Genomic DNA, 16,922 nt, shown 5'->3' with positions numbered 1-16,922 from the left:
CTAAAGCGGACCTAGGATGAATCGCCGTCTCCGGATGGACGGTCCAACCCATCTCAGGGTCGAAGTTCGTTAAAGCCGGATGCCGTTTTCATCAGAGGCGATGCGACCGACGCGAAAGTGCGTTGCCTTGGGAGACAGAGTGATTCACGATCGCAAAGCCCCAATCACGCGACGTCTCGTGCTGGTCCGGCATGGCCAGAGCGTAGCCAACCGATCCGGTCTGTTCACGGGATTGCTGGACTCGCCCTTGACCGAGCAGGGTCGGATAGAAGCCGTGGCAGCCGGGCGGCGTTTGGCCGAGCGCAGCTGGCGCTTTTCCGATGCCTTCACCTCGACGCTGACGCGGGCCGTCGTGAGCGGCCGGCTTATCCTCGATACGCTCGGGCAACCCGGATTAATCCCTCAACGCTTCGCCGCGCTCGACGAGCGAGACTACGGCGACCTCAGCGGGCTCGACAAGACCGCCGCCGATGCGCGCTGGGGGGCGGAGCGGATCGAGACCTGGCGGCGCTCCTACGCCGAGGCGCCGCCGAACGGTGAGAGCCTGCGCGATACCGTCGCCCGCATCGTGCCATGCTACCTCCGATCCATCCTACCGGCGGTCATGGGCGGGGACGTGCTCGTCGTCGCCCACGGTAATTGCCTGCGGGCGCTCGTTATGGCGCTCGACGACCTCAGCCCGGCGGAGGTCGAGCAACTCGAACTCGCGACGGGCTCCGTCAGGATCTATGAGTTTGCTGCGGACACGACGATCGAGGCCCGCTGGATCGACGGTTGAATCCGCCTGTAGGCCCCCAAGAATGGGTCGCCTCACGCTTCGAAGGGATCCCCATTTGATCTAATTAAGTGATTGGAATTATCTAATCATTCCGTTGGAGTGAATGAAAGGGAAGTGGGATTCTCCGGCATCACATCGGAGCCACCCATGTCCGCCCCCAGACTTGTCTCCCACCCTCGATCGATGCGTGCCCTGGCCGGCACGAGAGCCATCCTTCCAGGACTGGGCCTCTGCGTGGCAGTTACCGCCGCAGCGGTCGGCTTCGAAGCCGTCGAGACGCACCTGTTCGGTCGCGCTTGGCTCGAAGCCCTGGTGCTGGCGATCCTCCTCGGGAGCGCGATCCGCACCGCCTGGACCCCGTCGCAGCGTTTCTTTCCCGGCATCGCCTTCGGGGCCAAGACCGTGCTGGAGATCGCGGTCGTAATGCTAGGCGCGTCGCTCAGCCTCGCGACGATCCTCGCCGCCGGCCCGGGCCTGCTCTTCGGCATCGCGGGCGTCGTCGTGGTCGCGATCCTGTCGAGCTACGGCATCGGCCGGGCGCTCGGACTGCATTCGCGCATGGCGATCCTCGTCGCCTGCGGCAACTCGATCTGCGGCAACTCGGCGATCGCCGCCACCGCCCCGGTGATCGGCGCCGACGGCGAGGACGTCGCCGCCTCCATCGCCTTCACCGCGGTGCTGGGCGTGCTGGTGGTGCTCGGCCTGCCGCTGCTGGTGCCGCTGCTCGGCCTGTCGCCGATGCAGTACGGCGTGCTCGCCGGCCTCACCGTCTACGCCGTGCCGCAGGTCCTCGCCGCCACCGCGCCGGTCGCGGCGCTCAGCGTCCAGGTCGGAACCCTGGTGAAGCTCGTCCGGGTGCTGATGCTCGGGCCGGTCGTTCTGATGCTCTCCCTCGGCGCGAGCCGGCTGCGCGAGGAGACCGACGAGGCCGCCCCCGGCGTCACAACCGGCGACCGCCCGGCCCCCGGCGGCCTCGCGATCCACCGCCTGGTGCCGTGGTTCATCCTCGCCTTCCTGGCGCTCGCGGGACTCCGCTCGGCCGGGCTGATCCCGCAAGTCGCGCTCGCGCCGATGTCGGAGACCGCCAACGTGCTGACCGTAGTCTCGATGGCGGCACTCGGCCTCGGGGTCGACGTGCGCAGCGTCGCCAAGGCCGGGGCGCGGGTGACCCTCGCTGTGGTCGCCTCGCTCCTTGCCCTCGGCGCCGTCAGCCTCGGCCTGATCCATGTGCTCGGCCTCGTCTGATCCACGCTATGGCATCGATCCGACCCCTTGATGGAAGAATTGCCGTGACACGTTCGTCCCAATCTTCATCCGAGGCAGTCGCGCAGGCGACGGGATGGTTGATGGGGCCGGGTCGCGAAGCGGTGGACGCGGCAGCCCTTCTCGATGGGTTCAGTGCGTGCCTCTCGGGGCTTGGCCTGCCGCTGGCCCGCGCCACCACCCACGCGCCGACCCTGCATCCGTCGTTCCGGTGGGTGATGCGCGTCTGGCATCCAGGAACGTCGAGCCTAGCCCTGCGTCGCCGCCACGGCATCGAGGGCACGCCGACCTTCCACGGCAACACCGTCGAGCACGTGGTCGAGACGCGGACCCCACTCCAATGCCGTCTCGACGGGGATGGGCCGCTGCCGTTTCCCGTGCTTGGCGAGCTTCGCAACGAGGGTCTGACCGACTACCTCATCGCGCCGCTGCATGCCGCGCGTGGACGCATGGGTGCCGCCTCCTGGGCCACGGCGAGACCGGGCGGCTTCACGCCGATCGAGATCGAGACGTTGCTAGCGCTGGTCGAGCCGTTCTCGCTGCTGTTCGAAATCAAGGCGCTCGACGACATGCTTGGCGCGGTCCTGAGCGCCTATGTCGGGCGCGACCCGGCGCGGCAAATCCTGGCCGGCACAGTGCGGCGCGGCGACGTACGCCTCATGCGGGCCGCGATGATGCTGACCGATCTGCGCGGGTTCGGTGAACTGTCCGACCGGCAAAGCCCCGACCATGTCGTGGCCGCCCTCAACCGGATGTTCGATGCCATCGTGCCGGCCGTCGAGGCGGAAGGCGGCGAGGTGCTAAAGTATATTGGTGACGGGCTGCTGGCCGTGTTCGATGCCGATCGCGACGAGGCCGAGGCGCGCCGTGCCGCCTTGCGTGCCGCCGAGGCCGCACTCGATGCGCTTGCGACCCTGCGCGACGGTGACAGGGCTGCCTTTGAGGTCGGCGTCGCACTTCATGTTGGGGAGGTCGCCTACGGCAATATCGGCGGCGGCGACCGGGTCGACTTCACGGCGATCGGCCGCGATCTCAACGTGCTCGCTCGCGTCGAGCGCCTGTGCAAGACCTACGACACGCCGCTGATCGCCACCGACACCTTCCTCCACGGCCTGGCGCATGCCCTCGAACCGCTCGGCATTGTCGCCCTTCGCGGTTTCGCCGAGCGTCACGCCTTGTTCGGGTGTCGCAGGACCGCGCCTGTCGAAGCACCGGCGGTCTGACGTCGAGACGATATCTGGCACCACCGGCGCGGAGATCCAAAATTCTCAAATCATCGCATTGGGAGATCGTTCGCATCGCGAAAGACCGTTGGTGGGAATTAAACGCATCCCGTAGCATCTCCCTAGTCGCAAGGAATCGCCACGGGTCCGGTGCCCTCGAACGCATCGACGCCGACGAACTTTGAAGGGAGAGACGATGCACGGATTGGAAAGACCGACGAACCGCCGCCTCCTGTTGGGCGGGCTCGGGCTCGGCAGCCTTGCCGCCGCGATGCCGGCCTGGGCCGCGGGCTCGGTGAAGCTGCCGCTACCCGGCGGCCCGGATGTGCGGGATCTCACGACGGCCTTTCCCGGCAAGGGCGAGATGATCCTCCAGCGTACCCATCCGCCGCTGCTGGAGACGCCGTTTGCGGTGTTCGATGAGGGCGTGTTCACCCCCAACGACCGCTTCTACGTGCGCTGGCACTGGGCCTCGATCCCAACCGAGGTTGATGCCGGCACCTTCCGTCTCAAGGTCCACGGTCATGTCGAGAAGGAGCTCTCGCTCTCCCTCGATGCCATCGCCGGCCTGCCGCGCTTCGAGATCGCCGCGGTCAACCAGTGCTCGGGCAACTCCCGCGGGCTGTTCGAGCCGCGGGTTCCCGGCGCGCAATGGGCCAACGGCTCGATGGGAAACGCCCGCTGGACCGGGGTGCGCCTCAAGGACGTGCTCGAAAAGGCCGGGGTGAAGGCCGGTGCCGTGCAGGTGCGCTTCAGCGGCCTCGATGAGCCGGTCGTGGACGACGCGCCGGACTTCAAGAAGTCGCTCGATCTCGACCACGCCAACGACGGTGAGGTGATGATCGCCTACGCGATGAACGGCGAGCAATTGCCGCTTCTCAACGGCTTCCCGCTTCGCCTCGTGGTGCCGGGCTGGTACTCGACCTACTGGGTCAAGATGTTGTCGGAGATCGAGGTGCTGGACAAGCCCGACGACCAGTACTGGATGAAGACCGCCTACCGCATCCCGGACGTGCCGGGCGCCAACATCAAGCCCGGCCAGACCGGCTTCAAGACGGTGCCGATCAACAAGATGGTACCGCGCTCGTTCGTCACCAACCTGCAGGATGGCGCCAAGGTGACGGCCGGCGCGCCGGTGGCGTTGCGCGGCATCGCTTTCGGCGGCGATTGCGGGGTGAAGGCGGTCGACTTCTCCGGCGACGGCGGCGCGACGTGGTTTCCAGCACAGCTCGGCGCGGACGAGGGCCCCTACAGCTTCCGCCGCTTCGAGGGCAGCCTGCCGGCGTTGGCCGCCGGCACCCACACGGTGAAGGTCCGCTGCACCAACACCAACGGCGTCGCGCAGCCCACGGACCGGGTCTGGAACGGGGCCGGCTTCATGCAGAACGGTATAGAAACCGTGTCCTTCCAGGCCGCTTGAGGAGAACAGCCATGACCCCGATCCGCTCTGCAGCCCTCAGCGTCGCGCTCATACTGTCTCCCCTGGTGGCGCTCGCCGCCCCGGCTCCCGAGCCGATGCGCTTCACCTCGCAATCGATCGAGATGCCGACCTCCGACCGGATCTTCCCCGACGGGCCCGGGGCCGAGGCGGTCAACAACAACTGCCTCGCCTGCCATTCGGCCGGGATGGTGTTGACCCAGCCCAAGCTCACGAAGGCGCAGTGGACCGAGACCGTGAACAAGATGGTCCACATCTACAAGGCTCCGGTCGATCAGGCCGACGTGCAGACCATCGTCGACTACCTCACGGCGTTGAAGCCGACCCCCTGAACTCCCGAATCCCGAGGCCGCCGCGTTTTTTCGCCGGCCTCGGGGAATAGACCGCCCTCGCTGGCATCTCCTTAAGGCGATGCATGGCCGGACCGGTCCCGCACGACGCAATCCGATTTCGAACCCGCCCGCACGGCTGGCCCCGGCCGCCGAACGAGCGCGCATGCCCAAGAGACCCGCTTCATGACCCATATCCGCACCAGTCTCCGCGCCTTCCTCGCCGGAGCTGCCTTGCTTCTCGCCCAGGGCCAGCCCGGGTCCGCCGCTGGTTTCGACGGCGCGATCAAGAACAACGCCTTGGCGCTGAACGCTGCCGGGACCGTCGCCGCTGTATCGAACAGCGAGGAGAGCGCCGTCGTCGTCTACGACGTCGCCAAGGGCACGGTGCTGCGCCGCCTCGACGGCTTCGTCACGCCGCGCAACATCGTGTTCGCGCCGGACGGCGCCCGCTTCTACGTCTCCGACAGCGGCACCGGCCGGATCACGGTCTACGAGACCGCCACCGGCAAGGAAGCCGGCGTTCTCGCCGCCGGGCCCGGGGTCTTCGGCACCGTGCTCTCGGCCGACGGGGGCAAGCTCTACGTCAACAACGAGGCCGCGAGCACGCTGACCGTGTTCGACACCAAGACTATGCTGGCAGATGCCGTGATTCCCGGCTTCGCGCAGCCGCGCCAGGGCGTGAAGCTGTCGCCCGACGGCAAGACCGTGTTCGTGACGAACTTCCTCGGCGACAAAATCACGTTGGTCGATACCGCCACCAACAAGATCACCGGCGAGATCGCTGGGTTCGACAAGCTGCGCGCCATCTCGATCACCAAGGACGGCAAGACGCTGTTTGCCGCCAACAGCGGCCGCAATACCATCGGCGTGGTCGATATCGCCGCCCGCAAAGTCACCTCCGAGGTGGAGGTGGGCAAGGACCCCTACGGAGCCGCACTGACACCGGACGGTCGCTTCGTCTATTCCGGCAACCTCAAGGACAACTCACTCTCAGTGATCGACACCGGCACCCTCAAGGTTGTCGCCACGGTGACCGGCCTGAACGAGCCGCGCCAGGCGATCGCGTTCTCGGCCGACAACGCCCGCGCCTACGTCCTCAACCGCGATCTCAGCGTCGCCGTGGTCGATCGCGCGAAGAATGCGGTGGTCTCGACAATGAAGCCCTGAGGCGACGCGCGCCGGGGGCCTTATCGCCCCCGGCGCGTTCTCGTCGTCGACATGTCAAGTACGCAGGACAAAGACCCCATGCTCCGCCTGTTCCAGCGCAAGGACCGCCTCATCGTCCACGGAAAGGCGCCCTACAACGCCGAGCCGCCGCTCGATCGCCTGCGGGCGGCGTTCCTCACCGAACAGGCCGACTTCTACGTCCGCAGCCACGGCGACATCCCGGACCTCGACGCCGACAGCTACCGCCTGACGGTAGATGGCATGGTCACCATGCCGCTCGAACTCTCCCTCGCGGAACTCAAGGCGCGCTTTGCGCACGCCACCGTCACGGCGGTGATGCAATGCGCCGGCAACAGACGGGCCGACATGCTGGCGGTGGCGCCGGTCTCCGGTGACCCGTGGGCGCCCGGTGCCATCGGCAACGCGGAATGGACCGGCGTGCGGCTCGCCGAGGTGCTGCGCGCGGCCGGCATCGATGCAGATGAAGAGCGCTACGTCGCCTTCGAGAGCCACGACCGGATCGCGGACACGGACACGCGCTTCGGCGCCTCGATCCCTCTCGCCAAGGCGCTGGCGCCCGAGACGCTGCTTGCCTTCGCGATGAACGGCGAGCCTCTCGCCCCCGAGCACGGCCATCCGTTGCGCGTGGTGGTGCCGGGATTTGCCGGCATCCGCAGCCCGAAATGGCTCGCCCGGATCACGGTGCAGGACCGGCCCTCCGACAACCCGATGCAGGCCGACGACTACAAGCTGTTTCCGCCCGACGTGACGGCCGAGACCGCGGACCCCGCCCACGGCATCACCATCGAGGCGATGCCGCTCAACAGCGCGATCTGCGAGCCCGCCCGCGGCGCGGCGTTGAAGGCCGGCCGGCACGCGATCCGCGGCTATGCCATCGCCAGCGACCGCGCGGTCGCCCGCGTCGACGTCTCGACGGATGGCGGCCGCAGCTGGGCGCAGGCCCGGATCGACCGCGATGCCGACGCGCCCTACGCGTGGACATTCTGGGAGATCGAGCGCGAGCTGACGGCCGGCGAGCACGAACTTGCGGTGCGGGCCTGGGACTCCGCCGGCCAGACCCAGCCGGCCGCCCCCGACGACACCTGGAACTACAAGGGCTACCTTAGCGCCGCATGGCACCGGGTGCGGGTCACCGTGGCCTGATCATCACGCCCAGAGCAAGGCGGTGGCCGCGAGGCCCGAGATCGCGATCAGCAAGGCCGCGATCCCGATGGTGAGGATGCGCGGCATCATCGGGATCTCGGCATGGGCGAGACGCGCCCGGATCGCCCGGTCCCGCCATGCGGCGCCGGCGAACGAGGCAAGCGCGCAGCCGATCAACGTGAGCGACAGCACCTTCAGCGGCCAGACCGCCAGCACCTCCCGCAGGAAGCGCTGCGCGGCCAAGCCGACGCCCAGAAAGGCGAGCCCGGTTCGAAGCCACGCCACGAACGTACGCTCGGCTGCCAGCACCGTCCGGTCCTCGGCGAGCCTCACCCGCGGGTCGTCGGGGGGCACTGGTTTCGCGGGCTCGCTCATTTGATGTTCGCCGTCGCGATCAGGTCGAGAAGCGCGTCGGCGGCCCGGCTGCGGTAGCGCTCCTTGTGGCGCAGCACCCGGAACGGCCGGCTCGGTAAGTCGAACGCCGCCCGCACCAGGGTCCCGGTTCGAAGCGCTGCGGCGACCACGGTCTCGGACAGGACGGCGGCCCCGCCCCCGGCCTCGACGGCGGCGCGCACTGCCTCGTTCGAGGGCAGTTCGAGCATGACCCGGAGCTGGGCCGCGGCAAGGCCGGCCGCACCCAGGGTCGCCTCGAAGGCCGAGCGGGTTCCCGATCCCGCTTCGCGCAGCACCCAGTCGGCCCCGGCGAGGTCTTCGGGTGCGAGTGCAGCCGCCCCGGCGAAGGGATGGTTTGGGGCGACCACGAGGACGAGTTTGTCCTGGGCGATGGTCGTGCTTGCGAGCGTCGGGTCGTCCAGCGCCCCCTCGACGAAGCCGAGTTCGGCCTGCCCCGCGCGCACCGCGTCGGCGGCGTCGGTGGTGTTGCCCACCGCCAACCGGATAGCGATCTCAGGGTAGGCCCGGCGGAAGGCGACGAGGTGGCGAGGCAGCCAGTCGCTGGCGATGGTCTGGCTGGCAAAAAGCGCCAGCGTCCCGCGTCGTAGGCCGCTGAGGTCGGCGAGCACAAGTTCGGCGGCCTCGGCCCGGGCGAGCACGGCGCGGGCCTCGACGAGGAACACGCGCCCTGCTTCGGTCAGCTCGATCCCGCGGCCAACCCGGTGAAACAGCTTCGTCGCGTGCCGCCCCTCGATGTTGGCGATCGCCGTGCTGACCGCCGACTGGACGAGGTTCAGCGCCTCGGCGGCCCGCGTCACGTGCTGTCGCTCGGCCACCGCCACGAAGATGCGAAGCTGATCGAGGGTCATGGCTGCCGACGATCCGGCGCGAGGCCGCGGACGTGCGCATCGACCGCCTGCGCGACGGAGAGCAGCCGGGCCTCGTCGGTGCGGCCGGTGACGACGTATGACATGCCACCATCGACCCAGGAGAAGGCAGCGATGTCGCCCTCGCGGGCGAAGCGGAAGAGCGTGCGGCCGTCGCCGTCACCGACGCGGCTGTAGAGCGTCAGCCGGGTGCCGCGGTCGTCGTCGTACATCAACATCGCCGCGGGCTCGGTGCCGGCCGGCAACAGGCGCCCGCCCATCAGCCGGAAGCCCTGCGCCGAGAGGTCGGGGGCCGCGACCGCGTGACCGAGACGCTTCGAGAGCCACGTCACGAGGTGGGGCTTCTCGTCGGCGCGCACCTCCACCGGATGCACCGCCTCGACCACGAAGGTGCGGAAGGCTGCGACCGCGTCCTGCGTCGCCGGTGCCTCCGCCACCGCCGCCGCCGCGGGCACACCGTGCAGGGCATGGCCAACCCAGCCGCCGGCACTGCCGAGCGCGAGGCAGAGCACGGCCGCAGCCGCCATGGGGAACCAGCGTGCGCCAGGGTACAGGTGTCGCGAGCGGATGTTGGCCACCCGCAGTCGCGCCGGGATCGCCTCCTCGGCGATCGGCGCGAGGCGGGCGCGCAGGCGCTCGCGCAGAACTCGGTCCGTCGAGACTTCAGCCGCACGCGCGGGGTTCCCCACGAGCCACGCCTCGACCAGCGCCTGCCGCTCCGGTTCAAGGCGGCCGTCGATCAGGCCGTGCAGATCGTCCTCGCCGACCGGGCGCGGATCCCCGCTCATTTAACCCTCCTCAGCAGGCCTGTCCGGCCCGTCTCCACAAATCCGCGCATCCGCGTGCGCGCCCGGCTCAATCGTGACATCACCGTGCCGAGCGGCACCCCGAGCACCTGTGCCGCTTCGGCATAGGACAGGTCCTCCACCGCCACGAGGAGCAACACCGAGCGCTGCTCCTCGGGCAGGGTGTCGAGCCCTGCGAGTACGTCACGGGCTCCCAAAGCTGCCCCCGGGTCGGCGCTCGGATCGGGCACCTGCTCCAACGCTTCCGCGCCGAGATCGGCGCCGCGCCGGCCCCGGCGTCGGACGGCGGCGAGGAACAGGTTGCGCTCGATCGTGAACAACCACGCCCGCAGGTCGCCGTCGCGGCGACGCCCGGACCAGGCGGACAATGCCCGCTCCAGGGTGTCCTGGACGAGGTCGTCCGCCGCTTCGCGATCCCGAAGAAGCGCGACCGCGTAGCGCCGCAGGGCCGGGATCTGCGGTTCGATCAGGGGGGCGATCTCGTCCAACGACGTGTCCCAATCAGAGGGAGCCGATCCGGGCATTCACCGATCAGGGCTTTGCGATGTGCCACGCACCGTTGAGGAAGCCGTCACCGGTGGTGTCGCCCGGCTTGGTGTCCTTGGCGAAGGTGTAGAGCGGCTTGCCCTTGTAGGCCCACTGCATCGTGCCGTCGTCCCGGGTCACCGTCGTCCAATCGCCGGAGGCCGCCGATCCGGAGGCAGCCGTCAGGGCCGGCCAGTTGGCGGCGCAGGGGCCGTTGCACATCGACTTGCCGCCCATGTCCTTGTCAAAGGTGTAGAGGGTCATGCTCTTGGCATCCACGAGCGCCGGCCCCTTGGCGGTCTCGGCCGTCATGGCGGGCGCGGCGGCCTGGGCGGCCACGGCGGAGAAGGCGATAGCCGCGAAGGCGGTGCGGATCAGCAGATTGCGCATGGGTGAAGTCTCCCGCGGTCGAGCATGACCGCATCGGGAGGGATGCGAAACGGGCGCCTTTATTCCGCTGACACACGAAAAAAGGCGATCCCATCGGCGCGAACGCTTTTTCGGCCCCGCCGCGGAATAAAGGCGGTCCGCTGGCATCCCTTCCATTGATACCGGATCGCGAGGAGGCCGCATGCGCGGAGCACTGGGATTTGCCGTGACGTCGGCGCTGATGGCGAGCGGCCTCGTCGGCGGCCGGATGATGATGCGCCCGACGCTGGCCGCCAGCGAGCCTCCGGCCGCGTCGTCAACGTCGTTCGACGCGATGATGGCGCAGTCGATGACGCGGATGCACGCCGACATGATGGTCCCGCCCTCGGGCGATCCCGACCGCGATTTCGCCGCGATGATGATCCCCCACCACGAGGGCGCGATCGCGATGGCCAAGGCGGAGCTGCTCTACGGCAAGGATCCGGTCCTGCGTCGCCTCGCGCAGGGAATCGTCGTCGAGCAGGGCCAGGAGATCGATGTGATGCGCCGTGCGCTCGCCAGTCTTCCTAAAGCGCCGCAGCCATCGACTGGTGCGGCCCATTCCCACGACCACAGTGCAGCCCCCGCCGCCATGCCCTCGGAGACCCGCCGATGAAGACCGCCCTGACTATCCTCGCCCTCGCGCTGCTCTCCGGCCCGGCGCTCGCCGGGCAGGCCCCGGGCGCAGCTTCCGCCCCGGACGTGCCGGTTAGCGGCAAGGATCGGTTCTACACCTCCGACCAGTTCTCCAACACGGTCTCGGTGGTCGATCCCGCCGCCAACACCCTGCTCGGGGTGATCCGGCTCGGCGACCCGACGCCGATGAACCTGAGCCCGCTCTATCGCGGGCAGCTTCTGGTTCACGGCATGGGCTTCTCGCCGGACCACAGGACCCTGCTCGCGGTCTCGATCGGTTCGAACTCCGTGAGCTTCATAGACACGGCGACCAACGCGGTCCGCCACACCGCCTATGTCGGCCGCTCGCCGCACGAAGCCTTCTTCACGCCGGACGGCCGAGAGGTTTGGGTGAGCGTGCGCGGCGAGGACCATATCGCGGTGCTCGATGCCGCCACCGCCAAGGAGACCCGCCGGATCACCGTACCGAACGGGCCCGGCATGACGATCTTCTCGCCGGACGGCGCCTACGGCTACGTCTGCTCCAGCTTCAGCCCCGAGACCGTCGTCATCGACACCAAGACCCACACCATCGTCGGCCGCGTGAAGCAAGAGAGCCCGTTCTGCCCCGACATCGCCGCGACGCCGGACGGCAAGCAGGTGTGGTTCACCCTTAAGGATGTCGGCCGCACCCAAGTGTTTTCGGCGCGTCCGCCCTTCGCGCCGCTGAAGACGATCGAGACCGGGCCGATCACCAACCACGTCAACATCGTCTCGACCAAGGCCGGCCAGTTCGCCTACGTGACGATCGGCGGCCTGAACCAGCTCAAGGTGTTCCGCACCGACGACTTCTCTCAGGTCGCCACCATCGCGACCGGCGCCCTGCCGCACGGGCTCTGGCCCTCGGGCGACGGCAGCCGCGTCTATGTCGGCCTGGAGAACGCCGACATGGCGGCGGTGATCGACACGGCGTCGAACACGGTGATCGCTGAGGTGCCGATCGGGCAGGGTCCGCAGGGCGTCGCCTACGTCCCGAACGCCGTGCCGGAGGGCGACGGAAAGCAGAACCTCCAGCCGCTGGGTGCTGCCGGCAAGACCAGCGCGCTGACGCTCACCGGTTCCGATGACAAGCCGGCGACGCAGGTCACCCTGTTCGACCAAGGCGTGCTGCAAACGCTACAGGCCGCGGTCACAGGACTGCCCGCGAAAATGCCCTTCGTGCTGGCGCTCGCCGCCAATCCGAAGGGAGCGACCGGCCTGGAGCCGCTCGCCGCCTTCATGACCAACCCGGCCGGCGCGGCCATCGTCAACGCGATCGGCCCGATCCGACAGGTCACCCGCACGGATGCCGGCGCTAGCCGGCGCTACCTCGTGGTGGTCTCGGGCAAGCCCGGTGAACTCGGCAGTGTCGTCCAGATGCAGACTGTGGATTGATCGAGTGGGGGGCGCTAGTTCGGAAGGCGAACACTCATAAGAGTACCTTGGCGGCGCGAGCCCAGTTTCGATGTCTGCTTTCGAGAACGACGTCGGACTGCTTCTACGGCGCAGTTGGGTCGGTAGGAGCCCGTCCGGCATTGCAGCGGGCCTTCTCCGAAGCGGGCACTCCGCTTCCGGCCTTCGGGGTTAGCCAGGGACGATCACGCCTTCGGCAAGCGGCCCCTCCGCAGGTTTGAAATAAGTCGGAAACGGCTCCTCATGCGATCAAGCCGATCTGGTCTGACCGCGGTTCAGACGAATGGTGCCGCCAAGTCGCAGCTCAGGTGACGGCTGATCGGGTACGTCGTGGCGTGCGGTCGGCACTTTACCAGTCAAATAACTGCCACGGCTCATGGTTTTCATATCAAGCACCTCAGCCGAGCCCGACGCAGGCGGCCGCGGCATCGTCCGCAGCGTAATCACGACCTTGTCCAGCCGTCGGCTACGCCTCATCGGGACGGTGAGCCGCGAGGATGCCCGCCGGCACGGGCCCGCAGGTCACGTAGTGCGGGCACCGCGGGCAGGCCCTCTCGTCGGGTTCCGGGGGGAAGTCGCCCGCGAGGATACCCTCCGCGATCAGTCGCAGCTTGCGCTCGCGGTTCGTTCGCTTCCTCTGGGTCAGCGGGATGTCCATCACGCCGTCCCCGCTCAGGTGGATGGCCTCGACCCGCGCACCCGGGCCGTGGCGCAGGCCGGCCGCCATGAGATAGGCGGCGTAGACGAGGTCGTCCTCCTCTTCCTTCCTCCTCCGGCCGGTCCGCACCCTTCGGTAGACCGTGGCAGCCCCATCGCCGCGCACCTCGTCGGGCAACACGACGAGGCCGAGGCCGCCGAGATCGATGGCGACGGGCTCGCGCAGCCCGGGGACATGTCCTTCCCGGGTTCGCATGAGCGCCTCCACCAGTTCGAACCCCATCCGTCTGAGCTCCTCGGCATATCCCTCGGTCGGCCCCTTCTCTGACCAGACCGCGTCGAAGCACGCCCGCACCGCCTCAAGCGGGAGGCCCCAATTCCGCGCGTCCTCCCTGAGCCAGCGCAGGACCTCGTGCACCACGTCGTGCATCCTGACGAAGGGGGTCGAGCGGCGACCGCCGGCCGCGCCCAGCACGTGCGTGTAAAAGAAGCGGCGGGGACACCGGTCGTAGAGTGAGATCTGCTCGGCGGTGAAGGAGGGCGGCCCCTCCCACGCGACGCCGATCCGGTGACGGTCGGGCTCGGGCGCCTCGCGCAGGTGCAACGGCGGATCGGGCACGTCCCGCACGACCTCGGCGACCTTGTCGAGGAAGGGCGAGAGCGGGCGCCCGCTTCCGTTCGCCTTGCGGCGCGCCGCGAGGAGGGTGAGGTGGCGGCGCGCCCGGGAAGCCGCGACGAAGAAGAGGCATTCCTCCTCCTCGGCATGCCCGCGCCGGATCGCGTCCACTCCCGACAAGCCCTCGGCGCCGGCGACGAGCCCGTCCGGGGGCGGGCAGCGCGGGGTCCGGCCGCCGCTCGGAAATCCCTGACCCACCATACCGGGGATGTGCACGGCCTCGAACTCCAGGCCCTTACTGGCGTGGACGGTCATCAGGCTGACCCCGTCCATCGCGGCCGCGGCCGCGGGCATCTGGCGGAGATCCCGCTCCTCGGACAGGAGGACCAACCGCCTCGTGCGGTCCAGCAGGCGTTGGATCGGGAGCCCCTGGCCCGGCGGCAGCTCGCGGCAGAACGCGAGGAACTGCCAGAGGGCCACCATCCGCATCCGGTCCCGGGTCCGAAGCGGCGGGCGGGGATCGGGCAGCAGGTGCCGGCGATCGAACAGCAGGCGGCAGAGCGCCTCCCAGGGGTGGCTGGCCGCGCCCAGGCCCTGAAGGTCGGCGCGGAGGTTCGCCAGCGCCGCCGCCGCCGGGGCGCCGAGCGGGGCCGCCGATTCCGTCGCCCATGCCATCGGCTCCTCGCGCCGCGCGAGGACGCGATGGAGACGACCGACGTCTTCGAGCGGCATCGCGTACCGCGGCATGCGCGCGACCCGGGCCAGGGTGCCGGCCTTGGGATCGACCAGCAGCGCCAGGACGGCGAGCAGGTCGCGGATCTCGTCCCGCTCGAACAGGGTGCCGAGAAACAGCACGGGAACGTCGCGCCGTTCGAGCGCCGCCGCGACCGCGGCCAGGCGGGCGTTGCCTCGGCACAGGACGGCCTGGTCCCGGAAGTCCACGCCGTGAACCTGCCGAAGTTCGAGGATGCGGGCGGCGACCGCGGCGGCCTCGTCCTCCGGGCGTTCGACCGTGCGCGTCTCGGGGGGCGCGTGGGAGGCACCCGCGTGGGCGGTGAGGTCGAGCGGGAGGACGCCGCGCGAGGCCGCCATGTCGGTCGCGAAGGCCGAGAACGCCGCGACGACCTCCGCCGACGAGCGGTAGTTCACCGTCAGGCGCCCGATCCGGCGCCCGGGAAAATCGGCCTCGAAGGCCGTCATGTTGGCCGAGCAGGCGCCGCGGAACCGATAGATCGATTGGCGGGAGTCGCCGACGACCCAGAGCCGCTCGCCTCCGCCCGCCAATGCCTTGAGCAGCCTGACGCTCGCCCGGTTCACGTCCTGGTACTCGTCGACGAGGATGTGGCGGTGCTTGGCGCGCAGGATGTCCAGGGCGCCGCGGTCCCGCTCCAGCAGGAGCGTCGGCCGCATGACGAGGTCGCCGAAGTCGAGCCGGCCGAGCCGCCGCATCTCGGCGTCGTAGACGCGGTAGACCGCCGCGACCTCGATGGCCTTCTCGGCGCGCAGCCGGGCCTCCCCGTCGTCGCCGGCCCGTTCAGCCATCCGCTCGGCGAGGGCCATGTACGCGTCCGGAAGCGTGAGTTCGTCCTTCGCCCGCGACACCGCGGCGAGGATGTCGCTCAGTTCGAGCGTGGGGTCGTGCAGGTTCCGGAAGTGATGGAGCGGCAGCCGCGGAACGAGATCTTCGAGCATGCCGATGGCGTCGGCCTTGTCCACGAGCCGCGGGTCGTCGGGCAGCCCTTCGCGGTCGTGGAACTGCCGCAGGACGTCGAGGCCGAAGCCGTGGAACGTGCCGATCCAGGCCGCGGCGGCCGCCTCGGGCAGGCGAGCGGTCAACCGCTCGACGAGTTCGCCCGCCGCCTTGTTCGAGAAGGTGAGGACGAGGATCTCGGATGCGGTCGCGCCCCGGTCGAGGAGCCGTTCGATGCGGCTGACCAGCGTGCGCGTCTTCCCCGTACCGGGACCCGCCTGCAGCAGGAACGGAGTACCCTCGTGGAAGGCGGCGGCCCGCTGGCTGTCGTCGAGCGGACGCCCGGCCCCGGCACCGGGCTCGGCACGCGGCCGGTGCTCCGGCAGCAGCAGGCAATCGGCCAACTGCTGGAAGACGAGGGCTTGGGGCAGCCCGGTGAGGCGGACGATGTCCTCGGCACCGTGCCCATCCTCCAGGAAGAGGCGGCGCGCCGAGGCCCGCGGCAGGACCAGCTCGCGGGCGAACAGGTCGGCCTGCAACTCCCGACGCTCGCGCCGGCCGTAACCCTCGACCTTCTCCACGCCCGTGGCGGCGGCCTCCACGGCGCGGCTCGGGTCGATGTCGCCGTCGACGATGACGTCATCGGGATCGTGCAGGACGGCGTGTCCGAGCTCGTGCCCCGCGAGCAACGCCTTGGCCGTCGGGTCCCCGCGATCCTCGCAGGCGATGGCCGGGAGGCTCGGGTCGTAGAGGCCGCGCCCGCCGCGAAGGTAGGCATCGCCGGGGCGCAACCAGCTGAGATCGATCTCGTGGGCGTCGATGGCCGCGACCACGAGATCCAGGGGGCGGAACGGATCGGCGCCGCCCTCGACCGCCGCCGCGTGGACCTGCGCCGCCCTCGCCCTGACAACCTCGAACGCGTCCACGGCGGCGATGTCCTTCCTAGAGCGATGCCAGGTACCGCTTCTGCTCGTCGCTCAACCCCGAGCTCTCGATCGCCTCGGCCAGCGATTGCTTCTCGACGGCCTCCGGCTTGCCGTCCGACTTGAACCGCGCGGCCACGGGCACCCGCGCGGGCCCCGCGAGGAAGCGGGCAAGCTCGTCCGCGCCGGTCCCGAGCGCCTCGGCCAGACGTGCCAGGAAACCGGCGCTCAGATCCTCGACGCGGATGAGCCGGTCCTTGAGCCGCCCGAGGAAGTTCAGGTTGCAGCCGAAGCGGCGCGCCACCCCGCGCAATCCTCCGTCGGCCCGTGCGGCGAAGGGGTCGATCCCGCCTTCGGTCGTCGACGCGGCCGGTGGGGCAGCGGTTGGGGCAGGGCACGCGTCGGCGGCGCAGGCGGCGTGGGCGCGCTCGAAAGCGGCGTCCGCAATGGCGACGAGTGTGTCCGAGTCCTCCCCGATGGCGAGCAGCTCCGCCTTGAGCTCCTCGGGAGAGGCCGCCAGGATCCCCTCGATGTAGAGGTCATCCAGGGCGTCCAGGAACCTCTCGTCCTTGGTCATCTCTCGGT

Annotated in this window: 16 protein-coding genes; 9 read left to right on the top strand and 7 right to left on the bottom strand. The window is 69.4% G+C overall.

The genetic code is table 11. From position 1 onward, the window contains the following. Nucleotides 1-163 precede the first annotated feature (163 nt). The 7 genes from LGR69_RS05840 to LGR69_RS05810 all read left to right on the top strand — a co-directional run bounded on the left by LGR69_RS05840 (nucleotide 164) and on the right by LGR69_RS05810 (nucleotide 7,365). Nucleotides 164-778: a 2,3-bisphosphoglycerate-dependent phosphoglycerate mutase gene (locus LGR69_RS05840; protein WP_193375331.1), complete on the top strand. Its 615-nt coding sequence runs from the start codon at nucleotides 164-166 to the stop codon at nucleotides 776-778. A gap of 183 nt (nucleotides 779-961) precedes the next feature. Then, nucleotides 962-2,023 carry a YeiH family protein gene (locus LGR69_RS05835; RefSeq protein WP_047170696.1) on the top strand — a complete coding sequence of 354 codons (1,062 nt, stop codon included), beginning with the start codon at nucleotides 962-964 and terminating at the stop codon, nucleotides 2,021-2,023. Between the two features lie 101 nt (nucleotides 2,024-2,124). After that, on the top strand, nucleotides 2,125-3,264 hold the full coding sequence (locus LGR69_RS05830) for an adenylate/guanylate cyclase domain-containing protein (protein WP_007557758.1): 1,140 nt from the start codon (nucleotides 2,125-2,127) through the stop codon (nucleotides 3,262-3,264). A 196-nt stretch (nucleotides 3,265-3,460) separates the two neighbouring features. After that, entirely contained in the window at nucleotides 3,461-4,684 is a 1,224-nt protein-coding gene (locus LGR69_RS05825; protein ID WP_007557757.1) for a molybdopterin-dependent oxidoreductase, read from the top strand. 11 nt (nucleotides 4,685-4,695) lie between these two features. Further along, nucleotides 4,696-5,034 (top strand): c-type cytochrome, encoded by a 339-nt coding sequence (locus LGR69_RS05820; protein WP_007557755.1) that lies wholly within the window; start codon nucleotides 4,696-4,698, stop codon nucleotides 5,032-5,034. 183 nt (nucleotides 5,035-5,217) lie between these two features. Further along, complete coding sequence (locus LGR69_RS05815) at nucleotides 5,218-6,201, top strand: beta-propeller fold lactonase family protein (protein WP_007557753.1); 984 nt, start codon at nucleotides 5,218-5,220, stop codon at nucleotides 6,199-6,201. Nucleotides 6,202-6,279: 78 nt separating this feature from the next. Continuing rightward, complete coding sequence (locus LGR69_RS05810) at nucleotides 6,280-7,365, top strand: sulfite oxidase (protein ID WP_007557751.1); 1,086 nt, start codon at nucleotides 6,280-6,282, stop codon at nucleotides 7,363-7,365. A gap of 3 nt (nucleotides 7,366-7,368) precedes the next feature. Here LGR69_RS05810 and LGR69_RS05805 read toward each other — a convergent pair whose 3' ends face one another. Genes LGR69_RS05805 through LGR69_RS05785 form a run of 5 tightly spaced genes read right to left on the bottom strand, consistent with a single transcriptional unit; the run spans nucleotide 7,369 to nucleotide 10,366 of the window. After that, nucleotides 7,369-7,740, bottom strand: coding sequence for a YidH family protein (locus LGR69_RS05805; protein WP_007557749.1), 372 nt, complete (start codon nucleotides 7,738-7,740; stop codon nucleotides 7,369-7,371). Continuing rightward, the gene (locus LGR69_RS05800) at nucleotides 7,737-8,627 is read right to left on the bottom strand and encodes a LysR family transcriptional regulator (RefSeq protein ID WP_007557747.1); all 891 of its coding nucleotides are present in this window, start codon (nucleotides 8,625-8,627) and stop codon (nucleotides 7,737-7,739) included. The genes LGR69_RS05805 and LGR69_RS05800 overlap by 4 nt, the downstream gene beginning before the upstream one ends. Beyond that, the gene (locus tag LGR69_RS05795; RefSeq protein WP_007557745.1) at nucleotides 8,624-9,433 is read right to left on the bottom strand and encodes an anti-sigma factor family protein; all 810 of its coding nucleotides are present in this window, start codon (nucleotides 9,431-9,433) and stop codon (nucleotides 8,624-8,626) included. The genes LGR69_RS05800 and LGR69_RS05795 overlap by 4 nt, the downstream gene beginning before the upstream one ends. Next, nucleotides 9,430-9,939: an RNA polymerase sigma factor gene (locus LGR69_RS05790; protein ID WP_007557743.1), complete on the bottom strand. Its 510-nt coding sequence runs from the start codon at nucleotides 9,937-9,939 to the stop codon at nucleotides 9,430-9,432. Before LGR69_RS05790 ends, LGR69_RS05795 begins: the two co-directional genes overlap by 4 nt. Nucleotides 9,940-9,982: 43 nt before the next feature. Continuing rightward, entirely contained in the window at nucleotides 9,983-10,366 is a 384-nt protein-coding gene (locus LGR69_RS05785; RefSeq protein ID WP_007557741.1) for a COG4315 family predicted lipoprotein, read from the bottom strand. A gap of 205 nt (nucleotides 10,367-10,571) precedes the next feature. On the opposite strand from LGR69_RS05785, the gene copM reads away from it, so the two are divergent. Further along, on the top strand, nucleotides 10,572-11,000 hold the full coding sequence (copM, locus tag LGR69_RS05780) for a CopM family metallochaperone (RefSeq protein ID WP_459560862.1): 429 nt from the start codon (nucleotides 10,572-10,574) through the stop codon (nucleotides 10,998-11,000). After that, on the top strand, nucleotides 10,997-12,433 hold the full coding sequence (locus LGR69_RS05775; RefSeq protein WP_007557737.1) for a YncE family protein: 1,437 nt from the start codon (nucleotides 10,997-10,999) through the stop codon (nucleotides 12,431-12,433). The genes copM and LGR69_RS05775 overlap by 4 nt, the downstream gene beginning before the upstream one ends. 484 nt (nucleotides 12,434-12,917) lie before the next feature. Here the strand turns inward: LGR69_RS05775 and LGR69_RS05770 are convergent, their stop codons facing one another. Then, nucleotides 12,918-16,340 (bottom strand): ATP-dependent helicase, encoded by a 3,423-nt coding sequence (locus LGR69_RS05770; RefSeq protein ID WP_230365443.1) that lies wholly within the window; start codon nucleotides 16,338-16,340, stop codon nucleotides 12,918-12,920. Nucleotides 16,341-16,356: 16 nt separating this feature from the next. Continuing rightward, on the bottom strand, nucleotides 16,357-16,914 hold the full coding sequence (locus LGR69_RS05765) for a hypothetical protein (protein WP_128754885.1): 558 nt from the start codon (nucleotides 16,912-16,914) through the stop codon (nucleotides 16,357-16,359). Nucleotides 16,915-16,922: the final 8 nt, after the last annotated feature.

This window comes from Methylobacterium brachiatum (genome assembly GCF_020523825.1).
Lineage (GTDB): Bacteria > Pseudomonadota > Alphaproteobacteria > Rhizobiales > Beijerinckiaceae > Methylobacterium > Methylobacterium brachiatum.
This window is presented reverse-complemented; position numbering and strand designations above follow the sequence as displayed.

Excerpts from the sequence above, each read along its gene's own strand:
- LGR69_RS05835 (WP_047170696.1), top strand. The coding sequence starts at position 962 with ATGCGTGCCCTGGCCGGCACGAGAGCCATCCTTCCAGGACTGGGCCTC.
- LGR69_RS05830 (WP_007557758.1), top strand. The coding sequence starts at position 2,125 with ATGGGGCCGGGTCGCGAAGCGGTGGACGCGGCAGCCCTTCTCGATGGG.
- LGR69_RS05825 (WP_007557757.1), top strand. The coding sequence starts at position 3,461 with ATGCACGGATTGGAAAGACCGACGAACCGCCGCCTCCTGTTGGGCGGG.
- LGR69_RS05820 (WP_007557755.1), top strand. The coding sequence starts at position 4,696 with ATGACCCCGATCCGCTCTGCAGCCCTCAGCGTCGCGCTCATACTGTCT.
- LGR69_RS05815 (WP_007557753.1), top strand. The coding sequence starts at position 5,218 with ATGACCCATATCCGCACCAGTCTCCGCGCCTTCCTCGCCGGAGCTGCC.
- LGR69_RS05810 (WP_007557751.1), top strand. The coding sequence starts at position 6,280 with ATGCTCCGCCTGTTCCAGCGCAAGGACCGCCTCATCGTCCACGGAAAG.
- LGR69_RS05805 (WP_007557749.1), bottom strand. The coding sequence starts at position 7,740 with ATGAGCGAGCCCGCGAAACCAGTGCCCCCCGACGACCCGCGGGTGAGG.
- LGR69_RS05800 (WP_007557747.1), bottom strand. The coding sequence starts at position 8,627 with ATGACCCTCGATCAGCTTCGCATCTTCGTGGCGGTGGCCGAGCGACAG.
- LGR69_RS05795 (WP_007557745.1), bottom strand. The coding sequence starts at position 9,433 with ATGAGCGGGGATCCGCGCCCGGTCGGCGAGGACGATCTGCACGGCCTG.
- LGR69_RS05785 (WP_007557741.1), bottom strand. The coding sequence starts at position 10,366 with ATGCGCAATCTGCTGATCCGCACCGCCTTCGCGGCTATCGCCTTCTCC.
- LGR69_RS05775 (WP_007557737.1), top strand. The coding sequence starts at position 10,997 with ATGAAGACCGCCCTGACTATCCTCGCCCTCGCGCTGCTCTCCGGCCCG.
- LGR69_RS05765 (WP_128754885.1), bottom strand. The coding sequence starts at position 16,914 with ATGACCAAGGACGAGAGGTTCCTGGACGCCCTGGATGACCTCTACATC.